Annotated in this window: 25 protein-coding genes; 12 read left to right on the forward strand and 13 right to left on the reverse strand. The window is 65.2% G+C overall.

Going from position 1 to position 25,525, the window contains the following annotated elements; all coding sequences use genetic code 11:
* The 6 genes from MXAZACID_RS14420 to MXAZACID_RS18855 all read left to right on the forward strand — a co-directional run.
* Positions 1–354: lysylphosphatidylglycerol synthase domain-containing protein (locus MXAZACID_RS14420; RefSeq protein ID WP_008495203.1), on the forward strand; the 354-nt coding region annotated here is incomplete at its 5' end.
* A gap of 4 nt (positions 355–358) precedes the next feature.
* On the forward strand, positions 359–1,216 hold the full coding sequence (locus tag MXAZACID_RS14425; RefSeq protein WP_008495205.1) for an AI-2E family transporter: 858 nt from the start codon (positions 359–361) through the stop codon (positions 1,214–1,216).
* A 345-nt stretch (positions 1,217–1,561) separates the two neighbouring features.
* Positions 1,562–2,281 (forward strand): GntR family transcriptional regulator, encoded by a 720-nt coding sequence (locus MXAZACID_RS14430; RefSeq protein WP_008495206.1) that lies wholly within the window; start codon positions 1,562–1,564, stop codon positions 2,279–2,281.
* A gap of 47 nt (positions 2,282–2,328) precedes the next feature.
* Positions 2,329–3,567 carry an MFS transporter gene (locus MXAZACID_RS14435; protein WP_039885414.1) on the forward strand — a complete coding sequence of 413 codons (1,239 nt, stop codon included), beginning with the start codon at positions 2,329–2,331 and terminating at the stop codon, positions 3,565–3,567.
* A 17-nt stretch (positions 3,568–3,584) separates the two neighbouring features.
* Positions 3,585–4,406 carry an amidohydrolase gene (locus MXAZACID_RS14440; protein WP_168118444.1) on the forward strand — a complete coding sequence of 274 codons (822 nt, stop codon included), beginning with the start codon at positions 3,585–3,587 and terminating at the stop codon, positions 4,404–4,406.
* 319 nt (positions 4,407–4,725) lie between these two features.
* Positions 4,726–4,986: a hypothetical protein gene (locus tag MXAZACID_RS18855; protein WP_144052813.1), complete on the forward strand. Its 261-nt coding sequence runs from the start codon at positions 4,726–4,728 to the stop codon at positions 4,984–4,986.
* 5 nt (positions 4,987–4,991) lie between these two features.
* Here MXAZACID_RS18855 and MXAZACID_RS14445 read toward each other — a convergent pair whose 3' ends face one another.
* Genes MXAZACID_RS14445 through MXAZACID_RS14460 form a run of 4 tightly spaced genes read right to left on the reverse strand, consistent with a single transcriptional unit; the run spans position 4,992 to position 7,341 of the window.
* A complete protein-coding gene (locus MXAZACID_RS14445) occupies positions 4,992–5,474 on the reverse strand; it encodes a DoxX family protein (RefSeq protein ID WP_008495209.1) in 483 nt (160 codons plus the stop codon).
* 20 nt (positions 5,475–5,494) lie between these two features.
* Positions 5,495–6,205 carry a DNA-binding domain-containing protein gene (locus MXAZACID_RS17980; protein WP_168118445.1) on the reverse strand — a complete coding sequence of 237 codons (711 nt, stop codon included), beginning with the start codon at positions 6,203–6,205 and terminating at the stop codon, positions 5,495–5,497.
* Positions 6,189–7,034, reverse strand: a complete 846-nt coding sequence (locus tag MXAZACID_RS14455) for a DUF692 domain-containing protein (RefSeq protein ID WP_008495211.1) — start codon at positions 7,032–7,034, stop codon at positions 6,189–6,191. Before MXAZACID_RS14455 ends, MXAZACID_RS17980 begins: the two co-directional genes overlap by 17 nt.
* 1 nt (position 7,035) lies before the next feature.
* Positions 7,036–7,341, reverse strand: coding sequence for a DUF2282 domain-containing protein (locus tag MXAZACID_RS14460; RefSeq protein ID WP_008495212.1), 306 nt, complete (start codon positions 7,339–7,341; stop codon positions 7,036–7,038).
* On the opposite strand from MXAZACID_RS14460, the gene MXAZACID_RS18860 reads away from it, so the two are divergent.
* The 3 genes from MXAZACID_RS18860 to MXAZACID_RS14475 all read left to right on the forward strand — a co-directional run bounded on the left by MXAZACID_RS18860 (position 7,340) and on the right by MXAZACID_RS14475 (position 8,934).
* Entirely contained in the window at positions 7,340–7,669 is a 330-nt protein-coding gene (locus tag MXAZACID_RS18860; protein ID WP_144052814.1) for a hypothetical protein, read from the forward strand. The genes MXAZACID_RS14460 and MXAZACID_RS18860 overlap by 2 nt on opposite strands.
* Before the next feature lie 61 nt (positions 7,670–7,730).
* Positions 7,731–8,300 (forward strand): RNA polymerase sigma factor, encoded by a 570-nt coding sequence (locus tag MXAZACID_RS14470; RefSeq protein ID WP_039885417.1) that lies wholly within the window; start codon positions 7,731–7,733, stop codon positions 8,298–8,300.
* Positions 8,290–8,934, forward strand: a complete 645-nt coding sequence (locus tag MXAZACID_RS14475) for an NrsF family protein (RefSeq protein ID WP_039885418.1) — start codon at positions 8,290–8,292, stop codon at positions 8,932–8,934. Before MXAZACID_RS14470 ends, MXAZACID_RS14475 begins: the two co-directional genes overlap by 11 nt.
* Positions 8,935–9,078: 144 nt before the next feature.
* Here MXAZACID_RS14475 and secA read toward each other — a convergent pair whose 3' ends face one another.
* Together secA and MXAZACID_RS14485 are read right to left on the reverse strand one after the other, a co-directional pair.
* On the reverse strand, positions 9,079–11,760 hold the full coding sequence (secA, locus tag MXAZACID_RS14480) for a preprotein translocase subunit SecA (RefSeq protein WP_008495215.1): 2,682 nt from the start codon (positions 11,758–11,760) through the stop codon (positions 9,079–9,081).
* Positions 11,761–11,844: 84 nt separating this feature from the next.
* Positions 11,845–12,696, reverse strand: coding sequence for a bestrophin family protein (locus MXAZACID_RS14485; protein ID WP_008495216.1), 852 nt, complete (start codon positions 12,694–12,696; stop codon positions 11,845–11,847).
* A 98-nt stretch (positions 12,697–12,794) separates the two neighbouring features.
* On the opposite strand from MXAZACID_RS14485, the gene MXAZACID_RS14490 reads away from it, so the two are divergent.
* Positions 12,795–13,706, forward strand: a complete 912-nt coding sequence (locus MXAZACID_RS14490) for a peptidylprolyl isomerase (RefSeq protein ID WP_008495217.1) — start codon at positions 12,795–12,797, stop codon at positions 13,704–13,706.
* 6 nt (positions 13,707–13,712) lie between these two features.
* Entirely contained in the window at positions 13,713–14,942 is a 1,230-nt protein-coding gene (gene argJ, locus MXAZACID_RS14495) for a bifunctional glutamate N-acetyltransferase/amino-acid acetyltransferase ArgJ (protein ID WP_008495218.1), read from the forward strand.
* A gap of 46 nt (positions 14,943–14,988) precedes the next feature.
* Here the strand turns inward: argJ and MXAZACID_RS14500 are convergent, their stop codons facing one another.
* The 4 genes from MXAZACID_RS14500 to MXAZACID_RS14515 all read right to left on the reverse strand — a co-directional run bounded on the left by MXAZACID_RS14500 (position 14,989) and on the right by MXAZACID_RS14515 (position 20,069).
* Entirely contained in the window at positions 14,989–16,401 is a 1,413-nt protein-coding gene (locus MXAZACID_RS14500) for an FAD-binding oxidoreductase (protein ID WP_008495219.1), read from the reverse strand.
* Positions 16,402–16,448: 47 nt separating this feature from the next.
* Complete coding sequence (locus MXAZACID_RS14505; protein WP_008495220.1) at positions 16,449–17,027, reverse strand: SCO family protein; 579 nt, start codon at positions 17,025–17,027, stop codon at positions 16,449–16,451.
* Positions 17,028–17,163: 136 nt separating this feature from the next.
* Positions 17,164–18,831, reverse strand: coding sequence for a M3 family oligoendopeptidase (locus MXAZACID_RS14510; RefSeq protein ID WP_008495221.1), 1,668 nt, complete (start codon positions 18,829–18,831; stop codon positions 17,164–17,166).
* 2 nt (positions 18,832–18,833) lie between these two features.
* A complete protein-coding gene (locus tag MXAZACID_RS14515; protein ID WP_008495222.1) occupies positions 18,834–20,069 on the reverse strand; it encodes a DNA recombination protein RmuC in 1,236 nt (411 codons plus the stop codon).
* A gap of 84 nt (positions 20,070–20,153) precedes the next feature.
* On the opposite strand from MXAZACID_RS14515, the gene MXAZACID_RS14520 reads away from it, so the two are divergent.
* Positions 20,154–21,044: an SPFH domain-containing protein gene (locus MXAZACID_RS14520; protein WP_008495223.1), complete on the forward strand. Its 891-nt coding sequence runs from the start codon at positions 20,154–20,156 to the stop codon at positions 21,042–21,044.
* Here MXAZACID_RS14520 and MXAZACID_RS14525 read toward each other — a convergent pair.
* From MXAZACID_RS14525 to MXAZACID_RS14535, 3 genes are read right to left on the reverse strand one after another with little or no spacing between them, the layout of a single operon-like run.
* Positions 21,041–22,624 (reverse strand): efflux transporter outer membrane subunit, encoded by a 1,584-nt coding sequence (locus MXAZACID_RS14525; protein ID WP_008495225.1) that lies wholly within the window; start codon positions 22,622–22,624, stop codon positions 21,041–21,043. The genes MXAZACID_RS14520 and MXAZACID_RS14525 overlap by 4 nt on opposite strands.
* On the reverse strand, positions 22,621–24,183 hold the full coding sequence (locus MXAZACID_RS14530) for a DHA2 family efflux MFS transporter permease subunit (protein ID WP_008495226.1): 1,563 nt from the start codon (positions 24,181–24,183) through the stop codon (positions 22,621–22,623). Before MXAZACID_RS14530 ends, MXAZACID_RS14525 begins: the two co-directional genes overlap by 4 nt.
* Positions 24,183–25,301, reverse strand: a complete 1,119-nt coding sequence (locus MXAZACID_RS14535) for an HlyD family secretion protein (RefSeq protein ID WP_008495227.1) — start codon at positions 25,299–25,301, stop codon at positions 24,183–24,185. The genes MXAZACID_RS14530 and MXAZACID_RS14535 overlap by 1 nt, the downstream gene beginning before the upstream one ends.
* Positions 25,302–25,525 lie beyond the last annotated feature (224 nt).

Below are 25,525 nucleotides of genomic sequence, written 5' to 3' on the forward strand. Positions count from 1 at the left end.
AGGCCGCGCCTGGCGCTAGCCGCCTTGATCCATTTCCTGGCCTGGTGCGCCGGGGCCGGCAATATCTGGCTGGCTTATCATTTTCTTGGCGCGCCGGTGAGCCCGGTGGCAGCGCTGGGTATTGAGAGCCTGCTGAGCAGCGTACTGGCGGTGGCTTTTCTGGTCCCGGCGGCGCTGGGGGTGCAGGAGCTGGCCTATATCGCCATTGGCGGCGCTTTTGGCGTGCCGCCGCATCTCTCCCTCGCCCTTTCCTTCATCCGCCGCGCGCGGGATATTCTGATCGGCGCGCCGGCATTGGCGATCTGGCAGGGGGTGGAGGCGCGGCGTTTGCGCCAGCAGGCGAAGGAGGCCTGAGCCGATGCCCGCCACCGACATGCGGGGGCTGGGATGGCTGCTGGCGGCAGTCGCGACCGCCGCGCTGCTCTGGACCTTGTCGGATGTGGTGATGCTGGTCTTCGCCGCGATCCTGCTCGCGGTGTTGCTGCGCGGCGCGGCGCTGCTTCTGGCCCGTTACACCCGCCTGCCGGTTGGCGGCGCTTTGGCAGTGATCATCCTGCTGCTGGTTTCTGTGTGCTGCGGGTTCGGCTGGTATTTCGGGCCACGCTTTGTCAGCGAGGGCCAGCAATTGATCCTCCAGATCCAGCATTATGTCGGGCATTTGCAACAGGATCAGGGCTTCTGGGGGCAGATGGCGCGCCGGGCGATGGCGGCCAAGGGGGATTTCGCCATCGCACCGCTGGCGCCGAAACTACTGACGATGACCTTTGGCACCGGCGGCGGTATCCTGCTGCTGCTGGCCACGACGCTGTATTTGGCGATTTCGCCGGATCTCTATCTGCGCGGCATCATCCGTCTGCTGCCTGTGCCCCGCCGCCGCCGCGCGGAGGACATCGCCTTCCAGCTCTGCCAGACGCTGCGCTATTGGATGCTCGGGCAGATGGTGGACATGGGCGTGGTCGGTGTCCTGTCGATGACCGGCTTGGCGCTGCTCGGCATTCCACTGCCGTTGGCGCTGGGGGTGCTGGCGGGGCTGTTGACCTTCGTGCCTTATGTCGGCGCCATCCTCGCCGGCATACCGGCGGTCATCGTCGCCTCTACTGTCGGGAAGCTAGAGCGTATTCCGTTCACGCTGGTGCACGGAATACGCTCTAGCTTTTTGTTTGAGCGAGCAACTTTATCCGATCAAACGAGTCCGTTTGATTGGATGTTGCTCTAGCAGCAAAGATTCCGCCGGCGTAAGCCGGTGTAGGGCTGCTGAAGCTGTCGAGAGAAGCTTCGTCTGGCTCGGCCGGTGTCGCCGCCTCGCCGAGGATTTCGAGGCAATTATCGCCAGTGCTACCGCATGGGGCTGCTCGCCCCATTCGCTTGCCGACAAGAAGGCTCACACAGGTTAGGCGTATTATCCTTCAGAGGCAGGTTCTGTGAGATTTTCGTAGTGCGCCAGATAGCGACGCCCGGCATGGGGCCAGGGGGGCGAGGAAGGTTGGGGCGTCTCATGAAGCCTATGGACGATGTCTGAAAAGTTGCATATATAGTTCTATATAGAACCAGAGGAAGCGCCGTGATTGATACGAGACTGCCTTTATATCAGCAGCTTCGCGACGATTTTCTGCACCGGATCCAGACCGGTGAATGGAGCCCAGATGCCGCCTTACCGAGTGAGAACGAGCTCTGCGAGAGCCTGGGCGTCGCGGTTGGCACGGTGCGCAAGGCGTTGGATGTCCTGGTTGCGGAGGGTGTGCTGGTGCGCCAGCAGGGCAGGGGAACCTTCCTGCGGCGCGCGAGCTTCGATGCGTCCCTGTTCCGCTTCTTTCGGCATGAGGACCGCGAGGGGCGGCGCCGCGTGCCTGACTCGCATATTCTCTCCCGGCGGGGCTTGCAGGCGGATGCGGGTCTGGCCGACTTGTTGCGGCTGGCGCCCGGTGAGCCCGTGCTGGGGCTGAACCGGCTCAGACGCATCGATGGCGAGGTCGTGCTGGTCGAGGAAATTCGCTTGCCCGCCACACGGTTTGCGCTGTTGGCCGATTTGCCGATCGAGGAATTCGGCCCGTTGCTCTATCCGCTTTATGAGCGCCTCTGCGGCCAGATCGTCACCTCCGCGCGGGAATCCCTGGCCGTGGCAACCGCCAATGCCGAAATCGCGGCGCATCTTGGCATCGCCCTCGGCAGCCCCATCGTGGAAATTGAGCGCTTGGCGCTGGATTGTACCGGGCAGCCGATCGAATGGCGGCGCTCCTGGGGGCGGGGGGACCGGTTCCGCTATCGCGTCGATATTCGCTGATCAAATTCATCTGAAACGGGCTGGTTAAAAAGCCCAAAGGGGGAAGCGTGGCTATTTTCATTTCAAAACTGACGCCTGTGGAGCGCCGTACATTCTGGGCCTGCTTTGGCGGCTGGGGGCTGGATGCGTTCGACTTCATGGTCTTTACCCTGGCGATCCCGGCGCTGATGACGGCTTTCCATGTCGGGCGCGCCGATATCGGCGCGCTGGGCAGTGCCGCCTTGTTCGCCTCGGCGTTTGGCGGATGGCTGGGGGGCGCCATTTCCGACAAGATCGGCCGGGTGAGGGCGCTGCAGGTGATGATCCTGTGGTTCTCTCTGGCCACGGGCCTGTCCGCCCTGGCGCAGAATTTCGACCAGCTGCTGGTGCTGAAAGCCCTGCAGGGGCTGGGCTTTGGCGGTGAGTGGGCCGCGGGGGCGGTATTGATGAGCGAGACCATCCGCCCGGCTTGGCGCGGCCGCGCCCTGGCCGGCGTTCAAAGTGCCTGGGCGGTGGGCTGGGGGGCCTCCGTTCTCGCCTATGGCGCCTGTTTCTATCTCTTGCCGGAAGCGCTCTCCTGGCGCGTGCTGTTTGGCATCGGCCTGCTGCCGGCGCTGCTGATCCTCTTCGTGCAGCGCGCCGTGCCGGAGCCCGTTCATCAGGCCGGGAAAGCCGTTCAGCCGATGCCCTTTCTGGGGATTTTCCGGCCGGAAGTGCTGCGTATGACGGTGCTGAGCTGCCTGCTCGCGGTGGGCGCGCATGGCGGCTATTATGCGTTGACGACCTTCCTGCCGACCTATCTGAAAACGTCTCGGCATTTGTCGGTGACGCATACGTCGCTGTATCTGGCGGTGATCATCGTGGCGTTCTTCTGCGGCTGCCTTGCCTCGGCGGCGCTGATCGACCGGATCGGTAGGCGGCGCAATATTTCGCTTTTCGCGGTCTGCTCGGCGCTCAGCGTGGCGCTGTATCTGCTGCTGCCGCTGAATGATACGGAAATGCTGATCATCGGCTTTCCGGTTGGCTTTTTCGCCGCCGGCATTCCCTCCAGCATGGGCGCCTTGTTCACTGAGCTGTTCCCGGCCGGCACCAGGGGGACGGCGGTTGGGTTCTGCTATAATTTTGGCCGTGTGGTCGCCTCCTTCTTTCCGTTACTGGTCGGTATCGTGAGTCGCTCCGTACCGCTCGGCACGGCGATTGGTGTGTCGGCGGCGGGGTGTTACGCGCTTGTGGTGCTCGCGGTGGCCATGCTGCCGGAAACCCGGCAGCGCGCGCTCGCCGATACGATCCCGGCCGAGGCCGATTGACCCAGGAGAAAATTGAAGTGCGGTTTGTTCACGGCGTCGATGCGCACGCCCATGTCTTCCATCGTGGCCTCAAATTGGCCGAAGGGCGCCGTTACGCCCCGATGGCCGATGCCACGCTGGCTGACTATCTGGCGTTTCTGGACCGGATGGGGATGGCGCAGGGCGTGCTGGTGCAGCCGAGCTTTCTGGGCGTGGATAACAGCTATCTTCTGGATTGTCTGGTCCAGTCCCAGGGGCGGCTGCGCGGGGTTGCGGTGATTCCCGAGGTGACGCCGGCATCGGCGCTTTCGGCGTTGTTCGCCGCCGGTGTGCGGGCGGTGCGCTTCAACCTGATCGGCCGGGCCTTGCCGGATTTCCGCAGTGCGGGGTGGCGCGCGCAATTGCAGCGTCTCGCCGGGGCGGGGCTGCATGCCGAAATTCAGTGCCGGGGCGAGGACGCGCTGGCGCTGCTGACGGCGCTGCTGGAGACGCTGCCGCACGTGGTGCTGGACCATTACGGCCTGCCGCCGGGCGGCGAGCCGGACCATGCCGTCGTGCGCCAAATCCTGAAGCTGGCGCAGACAGGGCGTGTCTATGTGAAAATCTCCGCTCCCTACCGGTTCCTGCCGCCGGGCGCCGCGGTGCGGACGCTGCTGCGCGCCTATTGGAAGGCGTTTGGCGCGGCGCGTCTGCTCTGGGGCTCCGACTGGCCGCATACGCAATTCGAAAATCGCGCCGACCCGCGGCGCAGCCTGGATGAGATTTGTGACGCCGTTGGCGCAGACAGCGCTGCACTGGCCGCACTGACGGCGACCACCGCGCGCGCCCTCTATGGTTTTGAACCGCCCGGCTTGGCCTGATACGTGTCTGCCGCGACCAGAGCGTCACGCCTGAAAGCCGCCTGCCTGGCTGAGAGCGAATCCTTGTATGAGGTCGTGCCCCAGGCCTCCTACACACCACCGGCAGCCGGGAAGGGGCTTGTGGCGGGGGCGTAGCATCCGTTCCGGCGTAATGGCTCGAACCGAGACGGAACTGCGTTCAAGCAAGAAGCGGCCGACTCCAGGTTTTTATCCGGGTGAGCAGGAGGTGGTATTTCTGGTGATCAGAAGGGCCAACAGGTGCAATTACTGCACGGCGCGCACAGCATGATCGCGGATAAGATGTCCAAGCTTCCCGCCGATGTTCCGGCGGCACTGCGCAGTGACGGCACAATCAACGATCCGAAACTGCCAGCATGCGCGAGATTCACGCAGCCTATTTTCGATATGCACGGTTTGTCAGCCCAAAAAAGATCTCGACGCCTTCCGCGCCGCCGGCTCTGCCGACCACCATGCGCGGGAAATTATTCTGGCCATGGCGGTGAAGACGCTGAGCAATTACGCCAATTACCTCTTCCATACCGAACTGGATGGAATGTTCGTTGGGTATCGCGTCGGCTGAATCCTTTACTCCGGCGCGCCTGGCGCGCGCCCCTGGCAGAAACGGGCAATCAGCGCATCAAGCGACAGCAGCCCGCCCCCTTGCGAAATCAGCACCAGCATCATCGCCGCCCATTGAATATGCGTAGGCCAGGCCTGGGGATAGACGAAAATCTCGATCACCGCCGTCATGCCCAGCAGCGCCAGCGCGGCGAAACGCGTGCCCAGCCCGAGCAGCAGCAAGGGCGGCAGCGCAACCTCCTGCGCCACCGCGAGGTGGGCGGCGAATGTCGGCGGCAGCAACGGCACCTGATAGGACGTGGCAAACATGTAGAGCGTGGTGTCCCAGTTCGCGAGATGGGTCTGGGCGGAGCTGAAAAACACGTTTGCCAGCGCCACGCGGGCGGTGAGCGCCACCAGCCAATAGGGTATTCTGCCGAGCAAATCGATGAGTTTCTGGATCAGGGCGACAGGCGCGAGCGCCCCGTTCCGCAACAGACCATGCGACATGATAGGGCCTCCTTTGACATTCATGATTGAGCGTCTCGCCAGAAGCTGAACAGGCCGAGGGTGAAGCACTGCGCCAGGGCGGAGGCGGCGTGATCTCCAGCATGGCTGGCGGCATCTTCCAGGGAGACTGCGCTGGCCAGCATGACGGCAAGCGAAAATGCCGTCTGGTCCAGCTCATGCATCTCGATCCCCTCCGGCCCGTGCAGCAGCGCGATCTGTTCGATATTGTCATCCGCCGGCGGGTGCTCCGCGCCGCTCAGCAACGCCGCCCAGAGCGGCCGCACATCGCGCCGCAAGGTTAGCAAGGACAGCGACGGGCGCGGGAGAAACACCAGCGTCTCGGGTGCGTTGGCGAGGCTGGCGGGGTCGAGCGGCGGCGCGTCCTGCGCGTGCAGCGCGCGATGCACAGACCAGTCCAGCCAGGCGAGGTCGGCTAGCTCTGGCAGGCGCGCCTGGGCGGCGCTGTCTGCCAGAAAGGCGGGGAAGGTGGCGCCGTAGCGGTGCAAATCCGCGTCGCGCGGCGGGTGCGTCAGACAAAAATCCGCCGCCAGGGCGTTGAAGGCGGCATCTCCGAGTAGCTTTTGCGTGGCGGGAAAGGCGAGGCGCAGAACCAACGCCAGATTGCCGCGCAGATTATTCCGGTACACCGCCAGCCCCGGCGCCGCGCCGGGCGCGGCGGGCGCCAACAACGCGGCCTGGAAGGCGGCCTGGCGTTCACGCAACGAGGGCATGCTGGCCCCCGCCACACGCCGCGAGCATTGACTGCGCCTGCGCCGCCTCGGCCAGCAGGGCGGACAAAGGCGGCAATCTGGCATCGCGCTCGATCATCACCGGGCGCGGGCCGATTATCTCCAGCGCGGTCTGGAACAGCGCCCAGACATCGCCGGCGACGGGGCGGTCATGCGTGTCCAGCAGCAGCCCCTCGGCCTCATCCTCGCCCGGCGCATGGCCGGCAAGGTGATATTCCCCCACCGCCGCGGCGGGCAGGGCGCGCAAATAAGCCCGCGCGTCCCAGCCGTGATTATGCGCGCTGACAAAGATATTGTTGATGTCGCAGATCATCCCGCAGCCGGTGCGCTGGCACAGGGCCGTCAGAAATTCCGGTTCGGGAATGCTGGATTCAGCGAATTGCAGACAGGTCGAAGGGTTCTCGACCAGGATGGGGCGGCCCAGCGCCTCCTGCCCGCGCAGCACGTTGCGGCAGACGACCTCAAGGCTCTCCTCATGCAAGGGCAAGGGCAACAGATCCGCCAGATGCGTGCCGCCGGCCCCGGTCCAGGCCAGATGCTCCGACAGCAAAGCCGGTTCGATCCGTTGCGCCAGCGCGCGCAGCCGGGCGAGATGCGCGGCATCGAGCCCCTCGGCACTGCCGAGGGAAAGCCCGACCCCGTGCAGCGAGACCGGGTAGTCAGCCCGGACCCGCTCCAGCGCCGCCGCCGCCGGGCCGCTCAGGTAATTCTCGCTATGCACCTCCACCCAGGCGATCTCCGGCCGGGAGGCCAGAAATTCCTGGTGATGAGGCAGGCGAAGCCCGATCCCGGCGGCGAGCGGCGCGCCCATTTCAGGCTTTGCCCGGGGTCAGGGAGCCGCCGGCGATCTTCTCGCAATCGCCTTGCGGCAGCAGCACGAAGGAGGCGGGGTCGCGCGCCATCGTCGCCTGGCCGGCACAGGAATGCGCCCCGGCGGCGCAATCATTCCGGCCGATGGCGTTGACGCCATAGCATTTCTGCAAATGCTCGGTGGCCATCTTCATCTTGTTGGCCTGCTGTGTGGGGGTCATGGTCTGGGCGGCGGCGATAACCGGCGCGGCGGCGGCCAGCCCGATGGCGGCGGTGAGAATTTTGGCGGTAACGAAACGGCGTTCCATGCGTATCTCCTGCTCTGCGCCGCCGGAGTGGCGGCTGCATGAGGTTGTTCGCAACCGGCGGCGAAAAGGTTACGCGCCCTCGGGAAAAATGATCTGGAGGTCTGGGGGCGGCGCGGTTGGAGCGGCAACGCCTCCAGCATTGACGCCAGGGGCGCGAAAATCCTCCGGCCATGAAAATATATTCAAGACCTCTGTAACCTTAGCGCGCCTGCGCACGAACAGTTCCGTGGCGGCATTCGGATGGTCCGGCGCCGCGCGCTTGAAAAGAAAATCCACGATGATGTTCAATGCCGCGGTGCGCGCGACACTGGCGCTGACCAATGAATAGGGCCCAAACGGATTGGCATATGAGCGTCCAGCCGGTAGCCTTACCCGCGGCAAGAGGGCGGATGGCAGAAGAAGACCCCAACTGGCGGATCTGGATGGCGGCGGCCCAGGCCGGAGACCAGCGCGCCTATGCCGCTCTGTTGGCTGCGGCGCTCCCTTGGCTGCGCCGGCGGGCGCGGGGGCGTTGGCCGGCCTCCAGCGCCGCCGACATTGAAGATATGGTGCAGGAAACGTTGCTTGCCCTGCACCAGAGCCGTCATCTCTACGACCCGGCCAGCCCCCTGCAGCCCTTCCTGTTCGGCATTCTCAAGCTGCGCGGCGCGGAGATTCGCCGCCGCCGCCATCGCCACGCCGGACGCGAGACGGCGCTTGAAGATATGCCAGCAGATACCGGCGCATTGATGACGCAGGGCACACAGGAACAAGATGTGGAACAGGCGGGGCTGCGAAAAGCGCTGGCCAGTTTGGGCGCGCGCGACCGGCAGGTGCTGGGGCTGCTTAAAATCCGCCAGCTTTCGCTGAAGGAGGCCATGGTTGAAACCGGGATGAGCGTGGCGGCGCTGAAAGTGGCATCGTTTCGCGCCGTGCAGCGGCTGAAACAGGCCCTGAAAGGGGGCACGGATGAAGAGTGAGGATTTAGTTGAGCGGTTGGCGCGGAACCTGGCGCCTGTTCGCCGGCTGCCGTCACCCGGTGCCTTGATGGCGCGCTGGCTGTTGGTCACGCTGCCGGTGTTGGCGGCCGTGACACTGATGATGAAGCTGCGTCCGGACCTTGCCGTCCTGCTCGTACAGCCGCGCTTCATGCTGACCGAAGGGCTGGCGGCGGCGACGATGTTGAGTTCCGCCTACGCCGCCTTCTGCGCCGGGCGGCCGGACCAGCCAGTGTGGAAACTTTTCATGCCCATGGCGGGTTTTCTCCTATGGCTGACTGCGCTGGGGCGGCAATGTTTCGTGCTCTCGGTGCAAACGGACGGTGCCGCGCTGGTGTTGCATGCCGACTGGCAGTGTGTGCCAGCCATCGCCATGACCGCGTTGGTCCCGGCCGCGGCGATGGTATGGCTGCTGCGCCGCAGCGCGAAATTCCGGCCGACTCATGCCTGCCTGTGCGGCACCCTGGCCGCCGCTGCCGCCGCCGAACTCGTACTGCCGCTGTTCCATGCGGCGGACACGATGATGACGCTGCTGGTCTGGCAGATGGGCAGTGTCGCGCTCTTCACCCTGCTCGGCGCACTGACGGTGCGGCTGGGATTGAATACCCTCGGATAGAGGTTCTTTCCCTTGGGAGGGAAGCGCCGTGGTAATGGCGCCGGTCTCTCCCGCGCGGGCCGACCGTTGATGGTTTCCTAACTATTTACAGCATCAAGCTTTTAGCTTGATGCTGTAAGTTTTGTTTTGGCGAGCAATATGTGTTTAGGCGCCGAGGCGCCCGTGGCAGTGCTTGTATTTCTTGCCGGAGCCGCAGGGGCAGAAGGCGTTGCGCGGGGTGGCGTTCCAGGTTTCGGGGCGGGCGGGGTCCACCTCGTCCGAGGAGAAGCCTTCCGCCACCGGGTCGCTCAGCGCCGGGGCGCCGGGGGCGGGGTGCAGCTCCTGCGTCGCCTCGGCCTGCGGCTCGGCCGGCATCTGCACGCTCACATGCGCCATCGCCACGCTGACGCGCTCCTTCAGATCGTCCAGCATCGCGGCGAACATCGAGAAGGCTTCGCGCTTATATTCATTCAGCGGGTCGCGCTGGCCATAGCCGCGCAGGCCGATGCCCTGGCGCAGATAATCCAAGCCCAGAAGATGCTCCTTCCAGACCGTATCCAGCGTCTGCAGCAGCACGGATTTCTCGATATAGGCGGTCAGTTGCGGACCGAAACCGGCGGCCTTGGCGGCGGCGGCCTCGGCGGCAGCCTGCTCGATGCGCTCGCGCAGATGCACCTCGTCGATGCCCTCTTCCGCCGCCCAGTCGGCGATTGGCAGATCCAGCGCCAGCACGCGGGCAATGTCCGCCGCCAGTTCCGTCGTCTGCCATTGCTCGGCAAAGGCTTTTTCCGGCACGCGGTTTTCGACCATCGCGGCGATGACATCGTTGCGCATCTCGGTGACGATGTCCGAGACATCCTCGGCGCGCATGAACTCCCGGCGCTGGGCGTAGACCTCCTTGCGCTGGTCGTTCATCACGTCGTCATATTTCAGCACGTTCTTGCGCATGTCGAAATTGCGGATTTCGACCTTCTTCTGCGCCTTCTCCAATGCCTTGTTGATCCAGGGATGGATGATGGCCTCGCCATCCTTCAGCCCCAGTTTCTGCAGCATGCCGCCCATCCGGTCGGAGCCGAAAATGCGCATCAGATCGTCTTCCAGCGACAGGAAGAAGCGCGAGGCGCCGGGGTCGCCCTGGCGGCCGGAGCGGCCGCGCAGCTGGTTGTCGATGCGCCGGCTTTCATGGCGCTCGGTGCCGATGACGAAGAGGCCGCCGGCGGCCTTCACCAGCGCGTGGTTGGCCTCGATCTCGGCGCGCAGGGCGGCGGGGTCGATATCCGGCTCCAGCGCCAGGCGCATCTCGTAATTGCCGCCGAGTTTGATGTCGGTGCCGCGCCCGGCCATGTTGGTGGCGATGGTGATGGCGCCGGGCGCGCCGGCCTGGGCGACGATCTTGGCTTCCTGCTCGTGGAAGCGGGCGTTCAGCACGCTGTGCTGGATGCCCTTGGCGGTGAGCAGGTTGGAGATGATCTCGCTCTTCTCGATCGAGGTGGTGCCGACCAGCACCGGCTGGCCGCGCTCCCGGCATTCCTGGATCAGGCTGGCGACCGCCTCATATTTCTCGGCCGCCGAGCGATAGACCTCGTCATGCTGGTCGTCGCGCGCCACCGGCACGTTGGTGGGGATTTCGACGACGCTGAGCTTGTAGATCTGCTCGAACTCGTCCGCCTCGGTCATCGCCGTGCCGGTCATGCCGGAGAGCTTGGGGTAGAGGCGGAAATAATTCTGGAAGGTGATGGAGGCGAGCGTCTGGTTCTCCTGCTGAACCTCAACCCGCTCCTTGGCTTCTAGCGCCTGGTGCAGACCATCCGAATAGCGGCGGCCTTCGAGCATGCGGCCGGTGAATTCGTCGATGATGACGATTTTGCCGTCGCGGACGATATAATCGACATCGCGGGCGAAGAGGGTGCGGGCACGCAGGCTTTGCTGGACGTGATGGACCAGGGCGACATTGCTGCGGTCATACAGCCCGCCGGTGAGCAGGCCGGTCTGCTGCAGCATCTCTTCGACGGTCTCGGCCCCCAGCTCGGTCATGTTCACCGTGCGGGCTTTCTCGTCCTTCTCGTAATATTCATGCTTGCCGTCCTCGGCGAGCTGGCCGCGGGCGAGGAAGGCCTCGACCACCGTATCCACCTGGGCGTAGAGGCCGGTGGGCTCATCCGAGGGGCCGGAGATGATCAGCGGGGTGCGGGCCTCGTCGATCAGGATCGAGTCGACCTCATCGACGATGGCGTAGAAGAAGGGCCGCTGGACCATGTCCTCCAGCCGGTACTTCATATTATCGCGCAGATAATCGAAACCGAATTCGTTGTTGGTGCCGTAGGTGATGTCGGCGGCATAGGCGGCGCGGCGGTGCTGCTCCTCCACGGCGGGGATGATGACGCCGGTGGACAGGCCCAGGAAGCCGTAGAGCTGGCCCATCTGCTGGGCGTCGCGGCTGGCCAGATAATCGTTGACGGTGACGACATGCACGCCCTTGCCGGCGAGCGCGTTGAGATAGACCGCCAGGGTGGCGACCAGGGTCTTGCCCTCGCCGGTCTTCATTTCGGCGATGCGGCCCTCATGCAGCACCATGCCGCCGATCAGCTGCACATCGAAATGGCGCATGCCGAGCACCCGGCGCGAGGCCTCGCGGACCACGGCGAAGGCTTCCTCCAGCAGCTCGTCCAGGCTCTCCCCGGCTTCGATCCGGGCCTTGAATTCGGTGGTTTTCGCGGCCAGGGCGGCATCGTCCAGCGCCTGCAGGGCGGGCTCCAGCGCATTGATGGCGGCGACCCGGCGCTTGAAGCTTTTCAGGGCGCGGTCATTGCTGGAGCCGAAAACGGCGCGGGCGAGGCTGGAGAGCATGATGGACAGAAAATCCGCACGGCTGATGATAAAGGACGAGCGTTGACATAGTCGCGGGGGCAGGCAGGGTCAAATAACCGCGCCTCAGAGCAGCACGAAATCCTTGGCCGCCAAGGGCTCCGGCGGGGTTTCGCCCAGCGCCTCGGCGACGGCGATCTCGATGGCGCGGACCATGGCATCCAGCGGCAGGCCGTTGGCGGTGTCGGAGAACGGGGCTTCCAGCTCCTCGCCCAGCGCATCCAGCCCCAGGAAGGAATAGGCCAGGGTCAGGCTGAGGACGGGGGTACAGATGCCCAGCGTGTCCACCATGCCGAAGGGCAGCAGGATGCAGAACAACCAGACCATCCGGTGCAGCATCAGCGAATAGGCGAAGGGCATCGGCGCCCCGCGCAGCCGCTCGCAGGCGCTCTGGATGCCGGCCATGGTGCCGAGATGGTCGGAAAACAGCCGGTAGGTGATGTCGGAGATCCGCCCGTCGCGCTGGCGGGCGCCGAAATGATGCGCCAGCTCGGTCAGCAGGCGGCCGGGCCTGGCCGGGGCGGTGCCGCGCAGCTCGTGGCGGAGCTGGCTGGCGAAGGCGGCGGTCAGGCGCGCGCCCTGGCGGTGCAGCGGGTCTTCCTCCGGCAGCAAAGCGGTGAGGTCGCGCAGAAAATTGCGTGAGGCGGCGATCAGCGCCCCCCATTGTTTGCGCCCCTCCCACCAGCGATCGTAACAGGCATTGTTCCGGAAACCGAGGAAGATCGGCACGCTGAGCCCCAGCATGGTGAATGGCGCTGGGCTGGGGACGCCGATCAGGCCGGGCCAGAGATGGTGCAGCCCCACGGCGAGGATGGCGATCAGCCCGATGAAGATCAGCCGGGGGGCGATGGTCGGCAGCACCGAGCCGCGCAGCAGGAAGATCAGGCCAAAGCCGGTGGGCCGGGGGCGGACAATCATGGCCGGCCTCCTACACCGGACGCCAGCCCGGGGCCAGTCTTGCCGGGCGCGGGGCTTTGGCTCATAGGAGCGGCATCGCAAAATAAGGTTTTCTATAGATGCGCCATTCGTCCACGCTCTCCGCTCTGGCTCTTGCGCTGGCCTTGGCCGCGCCGGCCGCGTATGCGCAAACCACCGCGCCCGCCGCGCCGGCTGCCGCCCCCGCCGCCCCGGCTGATGCCAACCCGGTGGTCGCCACCGTGAACGGCTCGCCGATCCATATGAGCGAAATCCAGGCCGACGCGCAGAGCCTGCCGCCGCAGGCCCAGCAACTGCCGCCCGAGCAGCTGTTGCCGATGCTCGTCAACCAGGAAATCGACCGCAAGGCGCTGCTGATCGCCGCCCAGAAGGAGGACCTGCAGAAGGACCCCGAGGTGGCCAAGCGCATGCAGGATGCCGCCAATATCCAGCTGGAAAACGCCTATGTGCAGAAGGCGGTCGCCGCGCAGGTGACCGACACCGCCGTGCAGGCCTATTACGACCAGCATTACGCCAACAAGCCCGGCCCGGAGCAGGTGGATGCCCGCCATATCCTGGTGAAGACCAAGGCCGAGGCCGAGGACATCATCAAGCAGCTCAACAAGGGCGCGGATTTCGCCAAGCTCGCGGAGAAGGACAGCATCGACCCCGGCGCCAAGAATGGCGGTGAGCTCGGCTGGTTCTCCAAGGATGAGATGGTGCCGGCCTTCGCCGATGCCGCCTTCGCGCTGAAGAAGGGCGAGTACACCAAGACCCCGGTGCAGACGCAGTTCGGCTGGCACGTGATCCTGAATGAAGGCCACCGCACCGCGCCGACCCCGGCGCTGGCCGATGTGCAGCAGGATATCCGCCAGAAATTGACCGACCAGGCGGTGCAGAACGTGCTGGATCAGGTGCGCGGCCAGGTGAAGATCCAGGTCTTCGGGCCGGATGGAAAGCCGGTGCCGCAGACCCCCGCCGCGCCCGCGGCCGGCGCCGACAAGAGCAAGTAAGCCGCGATGGCCGGCCAGCTGCCCGTCTCGCCCTTGGCGCTCCCGATGCCAAAGCTGCCGCCGATCGCCGGTGTGCGTCTGGCGACCGCGGAGGCGGGGGTTCGTTATAAAGGGCGAACCGACGTGCTGCTGGCCGAGCTGGCGGAGGGCACCAGCGTCGCCGGGGTGTTCACCAAAAATCTCTGCCCCGGCGCGCCCGTCACCTGGTGCCGGGAGGTGCTGCCCGGCGGCACTGCCCGGGCTTTGGTGGTGAATGCCGGCAATGCCAACGTGTTTACCGGCGCTGCCGGGGCGCGCGCGGTGGAGGCGACGGCGAAGGCCGCCGCCGCCACGCTGGGGGCGCAGACCGGCGAGGTGTTCCTGGCCTCGACCGGGGTGATCGGCGAGCCCTTGCCGGCGGAGCGGATCGTCGCGGTGATGGATCAGCTGAAGGCGGATCTGACCGAGGATCGCTTCGCCGAGGCGGCGAAGGCGATCATGACCACCGATACCTTCCCGAAAGGCGCCACCCGCACCGCCAAGCTGGGCGGCGTTGAGGTGCGGATCAACGGCATCGCCAAGGGGTCGGGCATGATCGCCCCGGACATGGCGACGATGCTGAGCTTCATTTTCACCGATGCCGCCATTCCCGCCAGCGCCCTGCAGGCGATGCTGAGCAAGAGCGTGGAGGGCACCTTCAACTGCGTGACCATCGATTCCGATACCTCGACCTCGGACACGGTGCTGCTGTTCGCGACGGGTGCCGCCGGCAACAAGCCGACCGAAGACCCCGGCCAGCTGGCGGATTTCCGCCGTGCGCTGCATGAGGTGCTGCATGAGCTGACGATGCTGGTGGTGCGCGACGGCGAAGGCGCGCAGAAGCTGGTGACGATCAAGGTCGAAGGCGCGGTGAGCCATGCCTCGGCGAAGAAGATCGCGCTCGCCATCGCCAACTCGCCGCTGGTGAAAACCGCCATTGCCGGTGAGGACGCGAATTGGGGACGGATTGTCATGGCGGTCGGCAAGGCCGGCGAGCCGGCGGACCGCGATAAGCTCGGTGTTGCGGTCGGCGGTGTCTGGATGGCCAAGGCTGGCGGCGTGGTGCCGGGCTATGACGAGACCCCGGTGGTGGCGCATATGAAAGGCCGCGAGATCGAGTTGGTGGTCGATATCGGGCTGGGCGAGGGCCATGCCACGGTGTGGACCTGCGACCTCACCCATGGCTATATCGACATTAACGGCTCCTATCGGAGCTGACACAGGGCCCCGCGAGGGGCCTTTTTTGTGAGATGTTGTAACCGGCTCAGCGCATCAGCCCTTCCATGCGCGCTGCCAGGGCCTGGGCGAGCTGGCGGCGCCAGGGCGGGCTGGCTGGGTTGGCCAGCACCTGGTCCTCATGGGTGAAGCTGGCGATGATGGCGTTATAGCCGAGCCAGCGCAGCGGCTCCGGCTCCCAGCTTCGCAAGGCCTGGCGCAGGGCGCGGTCCTGGATGACCCAGGGCTGGCGCGTCTCCGGTGTCTCCTGCCCCAGGATCAGGTCGGCCAAGGTGCGGCCACCGAGATTGGCGGCGCCGACACCCTCCCCGCCATAGCCGCCGGAGAGCGCGATGCGGTTGCGCCGGTCCAGCAGCATATGCGGCTGAAACCGCCGGGACATGCCGAGATTGCCGCCCCAGCGATGGGTGATTTTGGCGTCGCGCAGCTGCGGGAACAAATCGGTGAGCAGATGCCGACGCAGCCCCTCCTCGGCTGCGGTGAGGGTGAAATCCGTGCGCAGCTTGCCGCCGAAGCGGTAGCCGCCGCGCGCGCCGAAAACCAGCCGGTCATCCGCCGTGCGCTGGCCATAGGTCACTTGCCGGGAGAATTCGCTGAAGGATTGGCCGCGGGAAAGGCCGATGCCGGCCCAGATAGAGGCGGGCAACGGTTCGGTGGCGATGAGCAGGCTTTGCACCGGCAGCTGATACGCGCCCAGAGGCGGCAGGGTGGCGGCGTAGCCTTCCACCGCTGGGATCACCCAATCGGCGCTGACCTTGCCCTGCGCTGTTCGCACCTGGCCGGGTGCCCAGCCGGTGGCCGGCGTATGCTCATAAATCCGCACCCCCAGCCGCTCCACCGCCACGGCCAGGCCGCGCGCCAGCTTGGCCGGCTGGATGGTGGCGCAATGCGGGGTGTAGAGCGCGCCCAGCGCGCCGTGCAGCCGCAGCTGCTGGGAAAGCTCTTCCGGCGGCAGCCACCAGGCGTCCGACTCCTGATAGCCTTCAGCGTAAAGCTCGTGCAGCCAGCCGCGCAGCCGCGCTTCCTGCTCCGGATAGCGCGCGGCGCAATAGAGCGTGCCGCCTTTGCGGAAATCGCAGCCAATGGCTTCCTGGGCGGTGACGCGGCCAACCTCGTCCGGGATGGCGTGCAGCAGCGCCCAGCTTTCGCGCCGCTGCGGCTCGGGCAGATGGCCGACCAGCCGGTTCTCGCCCAGCACCGCCCCCATCACCCAGCCGCCATTGCGGCCCGAGGCCCCGAAGCCGGCGCGCCTGGCCTCCAGCACCGCGATGTTCAGATGCGGGGCGCGGGTTTTCAGGTAATAGGCGGTCCAGAGCCCGGTATAGCCGGCGCCGATGATGGCGATGTCCGCCACGATATCACCCGCCAGCGCCGGGCGCGGGGTGAGGGGTTCATCCAGCCCGTCCCACCAGAGGCTGATCCTGCGCCAATCTTCATCCATGCCGGCAAGCTAACAGAGAGCGGCCGGGATGGCATGACGCCGCAGCACTAACCTTGTGCGACCTCGCGCAGATCCCGCGCCACGCCCTCGATATCCGGCTTCGCCGTGTCCAGCCCGGCGATGATGAATTCCGGCGCGCCCTTGGCGTTGAACACATAGATCGCGGCGGAGTGGGTGACGGTATAGACCGGCGTTTTCACCACCGAGAACACCACCCGGTAGCGCCGCGCCAGATCATAGAGCTGGTCCGCGCTGCCGCGCAGCCCGATGACATTATCGCCGAACAAGGCCGCATATTGGTTGAGCACGCCCGGCGTGTCGCGGTCCGGATCGACGGTGACGAACAGAATTTTCACCTTCTCCGCCGCCGCGCCCATCGCCTTCTGCACACGCTGCAGGTTGTAGAGGGTGGTCGGGCAGACATCCGGGCAGTTGGTGTAGCCGAAATAAAGCAGGGTGACATCGCCCCGGAAATCCGCCGCCGTCACGGTTTTGCCGGTTTTCGTGTCGGTCATGGTGAAGGCGAGGTCGGGCACCAGCCCGCGCACATTCACATCCTGGACGGAGAGCTGATGATGGCAGGCGGCGAGAGCCAAGGGGCTGAGAAGCAGGGACCGGCGCAGCATGGGCATGTTCTGCGCCAGCCCCTGCCGCGTGGCAAGGCTGAGAGCAATAAGTGTTTATCTTGACGCGCCAGCGTCAAGATAAACACATGAACTTGCTTGCCAAACTATGAGCGAATGGGTGTGAACCCCTCTCGCGCTACAGATCGAGAACCATCTGCGCCGCCCGCACCGCCTCTTCCAGCGCGCCGGGCTGGAAGGGCGAGGTGAGCCCGGCCGAGGCCGCCAGTCCCAGAAACGGTTCCGAGCCGCCGCGCCCGCAGAGTGTGACGTAATCCTGCAAGGCGGCCGCGTAATCCGCCCTTGCCTTCACCCAGAATTGCAAAGCGCAGCATTCCGCCAGCGTGTAGTCGATATAGTAAAAGGGCGAGCCGAAAATATGGCCCTGCGCCTGCCAGCGCCCGCCTTGCGCCGGGTAGGCGAGATTCCCCCAGTCCCGCCAGGGCAAGTAAAGCGCTTCCAGCCGCTTCCACATTGCATGGCGCTCGGCTGGGGTGGCTTGTGGATTGGCGTAGATCTCGTGCTGGAAATGATCGACGCAGACGCCGTAGGGCAGGAAGGCGATGGACTGGATGAGATGCATGCGCCGGTAGCGCGCGGCGTTCTCCTCGCCGACCATCAGCCCGATATAGGGGTAGGCGAGATGCTCCAGGCTCATCGAATGGATCTCGGCGGATTCGTAGGTCGGCCAGAGATAGTCGAAGCTGGGCTGGGTGCGGGAGCGGTAATTCTGGAAGGCGTGGCCCATCTCGTGGGTGAATACGTCGATATCGTGATGGGTGCCGTTGAAATTCGCGAAGATGAAGGGCAGCCCGGCGACGGGGAACGAGGTGCAGAAGCCGCCGGGGGCTTTCGCGGGACGGTTATCGAGGTCGAGAAAGCCTTTCTCGTTCATCAGCCGGTAGAAGGCGGCCAGGTCTGGGTTCATGGCGTCGAACATCGCCTGCGCCTGGGTGCGCAGGAAGCTTTCATCGCCGGCGGGCTCGACATTGCCTTGCGGGTCCATCAGCGGCTCGTCCCAGGCGAACAGCCTGTCCCAGCCTTCCTGCGCGCGGCGGCGCTCGAAAAACCGGGCAACCAGCGGGGTGACGTGCTGGCGCACCTGGTCGCGGTAGGTGGCGACATCGGCGGCGGTGTAATCCACCCGGCGCATGCGCCGGTAGCCGAGTTCGGTGAAGCTGGAAAAGCCGAGTTTTTGCGCCATCCGGGTGCGCAGTTTGACCAGCTCGTCGTAAATCTCGTCGAAAGCGGCGGCGTTTTCCGCGAAGAAGCGCCAGCGTGCTGTCTCCGCTTTGTGGCGCATCTCCCGGTTCAGGCTCTGCTGGTAGGGGGCGAGGCCGGAGAGATTGGTGGTCTTGCCGTCGATCTCGATTTTCGCGGACGCCAGCAGCGCCACATAGCGCGCCTGCAATTTCGCTTCCGCCTGGAGATCGGCCTCGATCGCGGGGGAGAAGGTGGTGATGTCCGTCTCCCAGAGCCGCAAGGCGTGGGCGCCGGCCAGTTTTTCCACGCTGGCCCGGTCGGGGTGCGCCAGCAGCCGGGTTTTGAAGGCGGTTTCATGGCTGGTGATGACCGGGGCGATTTCGTCGCGATAATCCTGCGCGGCCTTGCGGGCTTCGTCCTGGGTGTCCTGCTCGAAGCGCAGATGGGTGAGCGCGCTCCATTGCTCGGCCGCGCGGCGGGCAGCTTCCCACTCGCTGATGGCGGTGGCGAGGTCCCCTTCATCCAGCCGCGCATTCAGCGCCGCGTAGGTGGCGGCGAGGCTCTCGCGGGTTGGTGTGGCTGCCTCAATGTCTGAAAATTTCATGCTCAATCCTCGCTCTCTTCGGAGAGGCCGAGCAGCGCCTGGGCACTGCCGGCCTCCACCACTTCCACGGTTTTCAGAACCCGGTGCATCACCCGCGTGCGGGTGCGCACCTTCTCGATATTATTGCTCATCGTGCTGGCATTGGCGGCGAGCTTGGCCAGGGCGTCGTCCATCTTCACCATCTCGGTCTTGGTGGCGCCGAGGATCTGGCCGATTTCGCCGGCGCGCTTTTCAAGGTCGAGCGTGACATGGCCGAGATGGATGGTCTGCAGCAAGGCCGGCAGCAGAGACGGGCCGAGCACGATGACACGCTCGCGGGCGCGAACATCGTCGATCAGGCCGGGAATGCGCGCCACCTCGGCGAAGAGCCCGTCAGAGGGCAAATAAAGCACGCCGAAATCCACGGTCTCCGGCGGGCAAATATATTTTTCGCGGATCTTGCGGGCCTCGCCGCGGATGCGCAGGGCCAGACCGTCGCGGGCAGCGCGCTCGGCCTCGGCATCCGCGCCATCGGCGGCGGTGAGCAGCCGGTCATAATCCTCGGTCGGGAATTTCGCGTCGATCGGCAGCCAGAGCAGCTCGCGCGAGGGCATGCGCAAGGCGAAATCCACCCGTTCGCGGGAGGTATCCTTCAGCGCGAAATTCGGCTGGTAGGTGCCGGGGGGCAAGATCTGCTCCAGCAACGCCGCCAGCTGCGCCTCGCCCCAGCCGCCACGGGTTTTCACGTTGGAGAAGAGCCGCTTGAGGTCGCCGACCTGCTTGGCGGCGGATTGCACCTCGCCCATCGCCTGCTGCACCTGGGCGAACTGTTCCAGCACGCGGGCGAAGGAGGCGGTCATTTGCTGCTCCACCGCCTCGTGCAGCTTTTCATTCACGCTGGTCTGGATGGCGGCGAGGCGGGTTTCGATGGTCTGGATGGTTTTCTGCGCCTCTTCGCCCGCCTGGCGGCGCAGCCCATCGATGGTGGCGGCGACATTCTGGGTGGCAGCGGCGATCTGCTCGAAGGATTTCGCCAGCGCATCGGTGGTGCCGCTCTGGATCGCCTGGGTGAGGCGGCCTTCCATGGCGGCCAGCGCCGAGCGGGTGAACTCCGCCTCGGCGCGGTTGCCGGCGAGGAGCTTGTCCAGCTCCAGCTTCAGGCGTGGTGGCGCGCCTAGCGCGGCGCGCCAGGCGAGCACGGCGAAAACCAGGGCGCCGAGGGCGGCGAGCAGAGCGAGGGCGGGGAGCAACGTATCCATACCGGCAGGCTAGCACCAAAGCCGCCCGAGTCGCAGGCGGGGCTATTGTCTGCTAGGCTGGGGCCAAGGTCGGAGGAGCTGGACATGAATAATGCCGTGACCGTCATTGCCGTTATCGTCGCGCTGGTCGGCGTCGCCATCAGCTATGTTTTGCATGCCTACAGCATCGGTGCTGTGTTCGTTGTCATCGCCGTCATTCTGGCGCTGACGCTGCGCACGGCGGCGGAATGGGAGCGCGCGGTGGTGCTGCGGCTGGGCCGCTTTGCCGGCGTGCGCGGGCCGGGGCTGTATTTCCTGATCCCGGCGATCGAGACCGTCTATGCCGTGGTGGATACGCGCCGGCAGAGCACCCGGATTTCCGCCGAGGATACGCTGACCGCCGATGCGGTGTCCGTGACGATGGATTCGATCCTGTTCTGGCGGGTGGTGGATGTGAAACGCGCCGCCACCGAGCTGACGGATTATCAGAACATGATTGCCCAGGTGGCGCAGACCTCGCTGCGCGAGGTGATCTCCGCCACCACGATGAGCGATATTCTCTCCAACCGCGAGGCGATGGATGAAAGGCTGCAAGCGCTCATCCGCCGCAAATCCGATGGCTGGGGGCTGGGGGACATCGCGGTGGAGATCCGGGATGTGAAAATCCCGCGTGAGCTGAACGATGCGATGAGCCGCAACGCCCAGGCGGAGAAAGAGAAACAGGCGCGGGTGACGCTGGCGAGCGCTGAGATCGCCATTGCCCAGCAGATTGTCGACGCGGCGCAGATCTATCAGGAAAACCCCGTGGCGTTGCAGATCCGCCAGATGGGGCTGATTTACGACATGAACAAGGATCGCGGGGCGACGATTCTGGTGCCGACGACGATGACCCAGGCGCTGGGCGAGGTGCTGGCGCTGAACGCCGCGGCCCAGCAGGCAAATGCCCAGCCGCAGCGCCAGGCAATGCCGCCCGCTGGGTCCGTGCCGCAGGCTTAGCGCGGGTCCGCCAGCGTATCCGCCGCACCCGGCGCAATCGGCGGGGCCGGGTTGATCGGCGGCGGCGTCACCGCCTGCTCGCTCTCCTGCCAGCCGCCGCCAAGGGCGGTGTAGAGCGTGGCGGCATCGACATCGAGCTGCGCCTGGGCCTGGATTTCCTGCTGGTTGGCGGACACCAGACTGTCCTGTGCCTGCAAGGCCGGGAGCAGGCTGGCGAGCCCATGCTGGTAGCGGCTTTGCGCCAGGTTGAAGGAAATCTGTGCGGCCTGGGCGGTGCCTTGCGCGTCGGTAAGCGCCTGCTGGTCCTCCCGGTAGGCGACCAGGGCATTCTCCACCTCCGCCAGCGCGTTCAGCACCGTGGCGCGATATTGCAGCGCCGCGTTGGCCTGGGAGATGCGCGCCAGCCGCAGGTTGGAGGAGAGCTTGCCGCCCTCGAAAATCGGCAGTGAGATCGAGGGGCCGAAAGCGTAGAAGAGATTGGCCCAGTTGGTGAGGTAGGAGGCATCCAGCGCGTGGAAGCCGACGCTGCCGGTCAGCGAAATATCCGGGTAGAAGCTGGCGACGGCAACGCCGATCTGCGCGGTGGCGGCGTGGAGATTATCCTCGGCCTCGCGAATATCCGGGCGGCGGCGCGCCAGGCTGGCGGGGACGCCGGTGCCGATCAAGGCGGGCGGCGTCGGCAAGGGTGTTGCCTGCGCCAGCTGCGCATCCAGCGCGCCGGGCGGCTTCCCGGTGAGGATGTCGATCTGCGTCATGTCCTGCGCCACCTGTTTGATGTAGGTGGGCAGTTTCGCCTGCTGGCCGAGATAGGCGGTGCGGGCCTGCTCGACATCGCTTTGCGGCGCGAGGCCATGGGCCGCCTGGCTCTGGGTAAGATGCAAGGTGAGTGCCGTGGCCTGGACGTTCTGCTGCTGCTGCGCCAGTGCGGCCTGGGCGGCGCGCAGCTGGAAATAGGCCTGGGCGATTTGGGATTCCAGCATCACCAGCGATTCCCGCGCCGCATCATTCGCCTCGTCGGCATTGGCTTTCGCGGCTTCCACCTGGCGGCGGACCTTGCCGAACAGATCCAGCTCCCAGCTGGAGGAGAGGCTGTAGGAATAGAGATTGATCGGCTGGCCCAGTGAATCCAGCGCGCTGCTGGCGCCATTGGTGAGGGTGGCGCCGCTGCCGGGCGAGATGCTGTTGGCCTGCTGCGCGAGCTGGTTCAGCTGGCTGTAGGCGCCGCCGGATTCCGCCAGGCCTTTCAAGCCTTCCTGCTCGCGCTTGAAGGAGCCGGTGGCGCCCAGAGTCGGCAGGCCGGCGGCGCGGCTGGTGACGACATTCTCATGCGCCTGCTCGACGCGCAGCAGCGCCTCCTGCAAGGAGGGGCTGCCGGCGATGGCATCGCGCATCAGGCTGGTGAGAACAGGATCGTTGAAGCCGGCCCACCAGTTCGGGTTAGGGGCGTTCCGCGCCACGCCGGGGGCGCTGTTATGGTAGGCGCTGCCGGCGGGCGGTGCCGGCGGCTGGAAATTCGGCCCCAGCGTGCAGCCGCCGAGGAGCAAGGCGAGGCTCAGAGGGAGGCGTTGGGTCTGTTTCATGAGGCCTTCTTCTTGCGGACTTGACGGGAGGACATCAGCAGCGCCGTGGGGATCAGCAGCAGGGCCAGCAGGCCAGTATACCAGAACAGATCGTTATAGGCGAGCACGGCGCGTTGGGTGGCCAGCATCTGCTCCACCTGCCCCGGTGCCGCGGCCAGGGCCTTGGCGAAGGCGGTGCCGTGATTTTGCATCGATTGCGCGATCTGGCGGAGCAGATTGTTGTAGGGCGTGGAGGCGCCGCTGAGATGATCGACCATATAGCTCTGATGGATCTGCTCGCGTTCGCTGACGATGGCGGTTGAGATGGAAATGCCGATGCCACCGAAGACGTTGCGGCTCATCGAGAACAAGGCCGCGGCGTCGCCGTTCATTTCGCGCGGCAGGGTGTAGTAGGCGGCGGTGCTGATGGGCACGAACAGGAAGGCGAGCCCGGCGGTTTGCGCGGCGCGCATTTCCACCAGCCGGTCGAAACTCTCCTGCGGGATCAGATGCATCGAGTAGAACAGCGCACTCGCCAGCACCAGCCCGCCAAAGGCGATGATGAACTTCACCGGAATCACCTTCATCAAACGTTGCACGATGGGGATCAGCATGATGATGACGACCGCACCGGGGGCGAGCACCAGACCGGAGAGCGTGGCGGTGTAGCCAAGTTCGATCTGCGCGAATTGCGGAATGACGACGGCCGAGGAATAGAGCACCAGCCCCATGATGCCGATCTGGGTGAAGCCGAAGGCAAAATTGCGATCCTTCAGCACCCGCAGATCCACAGCCGGATGTTTCGTATAAAGCAGGTAGAGGCTGCCGAAAATGAAGGCGAGGGCGGAGATGCCCAGCATGACGGCGATGAAGTGCGAGCCGAACCAGTCATAATCCTCGCCGCGATCAACCGCGACTTCCAGGCAGCCCAGCGCCAAGGCGATGAAGATGGCGCCGATATAATCGAACGGCGGGGCGGTTTCCTTGTCGCGCTTCACCTCGTCGGAATCCTGCACGAAATTCATCACGCCGAGAAAGGTGAAGATGCCGACGGGAACATTGATGAGGAAGATCAAATGCCAGCTATAGGTGTCGGTCAGCCAGCCGCCGAGCAGCGGGCCCAGCACCGGGGCGACGACGATGGCGACGGCGGAGAGCGAAAAGGCGGCGGCGCGCTTTTCCGGCGGGAAGGCATCGAGAATGATGGCCTGTTGCAAAGGCTGCAGGCCACCGCCGAAAAATCCCTGAATGGCGCGAAACAGCAGCAGCTGGGTGAAGCTGATTGCCAGCCCGCAGCCGAGCGAGGCGAGGGTGAACACGCCGATGCAGATGAGAAAGAAGCGCTTGCGCCCGATGCGCCGTGAGAGCGAGCCGGACAGAGTGAGCACGATGGCGTTGGCGACCAGATAGGTCGTCAACGCCCAGGCGCTGTCATCGTTGGAGACGGAGAGCGAGCCGGCGATGTGGGTGAGCGAGACATTGACGATGGTGGTGTCCAGCACCTCCATGAAGGCCGCCAGCGTGACGATGAGCGCGATCACCCACGGGTTGGCCGAACGCGTCTGCGCGGCCCCGGGCATTATTCATGCACCGTGGGGGTCACGGAAATGCCGTAGGGCAGCACCGGCATGTTCGCCGGCATGCCGCTATCGATGACGATCTTCACCGGCACGCGGCGCACGATTTTCACGAAATTGCCGGTGGCGTTTTCGGCCGGGAAGGCGGTGAACACGGCGCCCGATCCCTGCTGGATGCTCTGCACATGGCCATGCAGGGTGATCGATGGGTAGGCGTCGATGCCCATGGTCACCTTGTCGCCGATCTTCATGTGGGCGAGCTGGGTTTCCTTGAAATTCGCGGTGACCCAGAAATCCTTGGTCACGATGTAGAAAATCTGTGTCCCCGCCTGCAGATAGGTGCCGAGCTGGATATTGCGTTTGGTGATCCAGCCATCCTGCGGGGCGCGGATATAATTGTAGGACAAAGCGGTTTTGGCGGCGCGCAGATTGGCCTGCGCCTGCGCCACATCGGCCTCGCGCTGCGCCACCTGCTGCTGGGCGGTGTCGATATTATCCTGCACCAGAGCGGCGGTTTTCAAATTTGCGTCGGCCTGCTTCACCTGCGCCTCGGCGCTGGCGAGCTGGGTGTTGCTCTGGTCGATATCGGTCTGGGCGGTGGCGCGCTGGTCCACCGAGAGCTGGCGGCGGTAATTGCGCTGCGCGTCCAAGAGCTGCGCCTTGGCCTGGGCCAGCTGCGCCTGCGCGGTTTCAAGCTGGGCCGGAGCGCGAACCTGTTCCTCCCTCAGATTGACTTGGGCGGCGGTGAGATTGGCGTTGGCGAGCTGGAGATTGGCCTGCGCCTGGGCCAGCTGCGCCTCATTCGCGCGCGGGTCCACCACCGCCAGCAAATCACCTTTATGCACATAGCTGTTGTCATTGACATAAAGCGCGGTGACGTAGCCGGAGGTGTTGGTGGCCATGGAGACGGCGTTGCCATCGGTATAGGCGTCGTCGGTGGAAACCTCGCCCATCGTCGCCAGCCAATAGATGATGCCGGCGATGACCACCACCACCAGCAGGATACCGGCGATGATCAGCGGCAGCTTGCTGCGCGGCTTCTGCTCGGTGTTGGCGTCATTCTGCTGCGTGGGGGCCGGTTTATCCTGGCCCTGATCCGTCTGCCCATTTTCGTTCGCCACCTGCTGCTCCGTAATTTCGAGACGGTCTCTAATAGTAGCGCGAGAGGGGTTTGCACCTCCTCGCTCTACTCATGGTTTATCGAGCAATTTCATGTGTTTATCTTGACTCTGCCGCGTCAATCTAAACACATATTGCTCTAGCTTTCGACAATAATGTACTGTATCAGACAGTACATTTCTTGTCGATGAAGGGAAGCCGCCTTGGTGGCGATCTGCATGAGAGA

The organism is Acidocella sp. MX-AZ02 (assembly GCF_000306035.1).
Taxonomy (GTDB): domain Bacteria; phylum Pseudomonadota; class Alphaproteobacteria; order Acetobacterales; family Acetobacteraceae; genus Acidocella; species Acidocella facilis.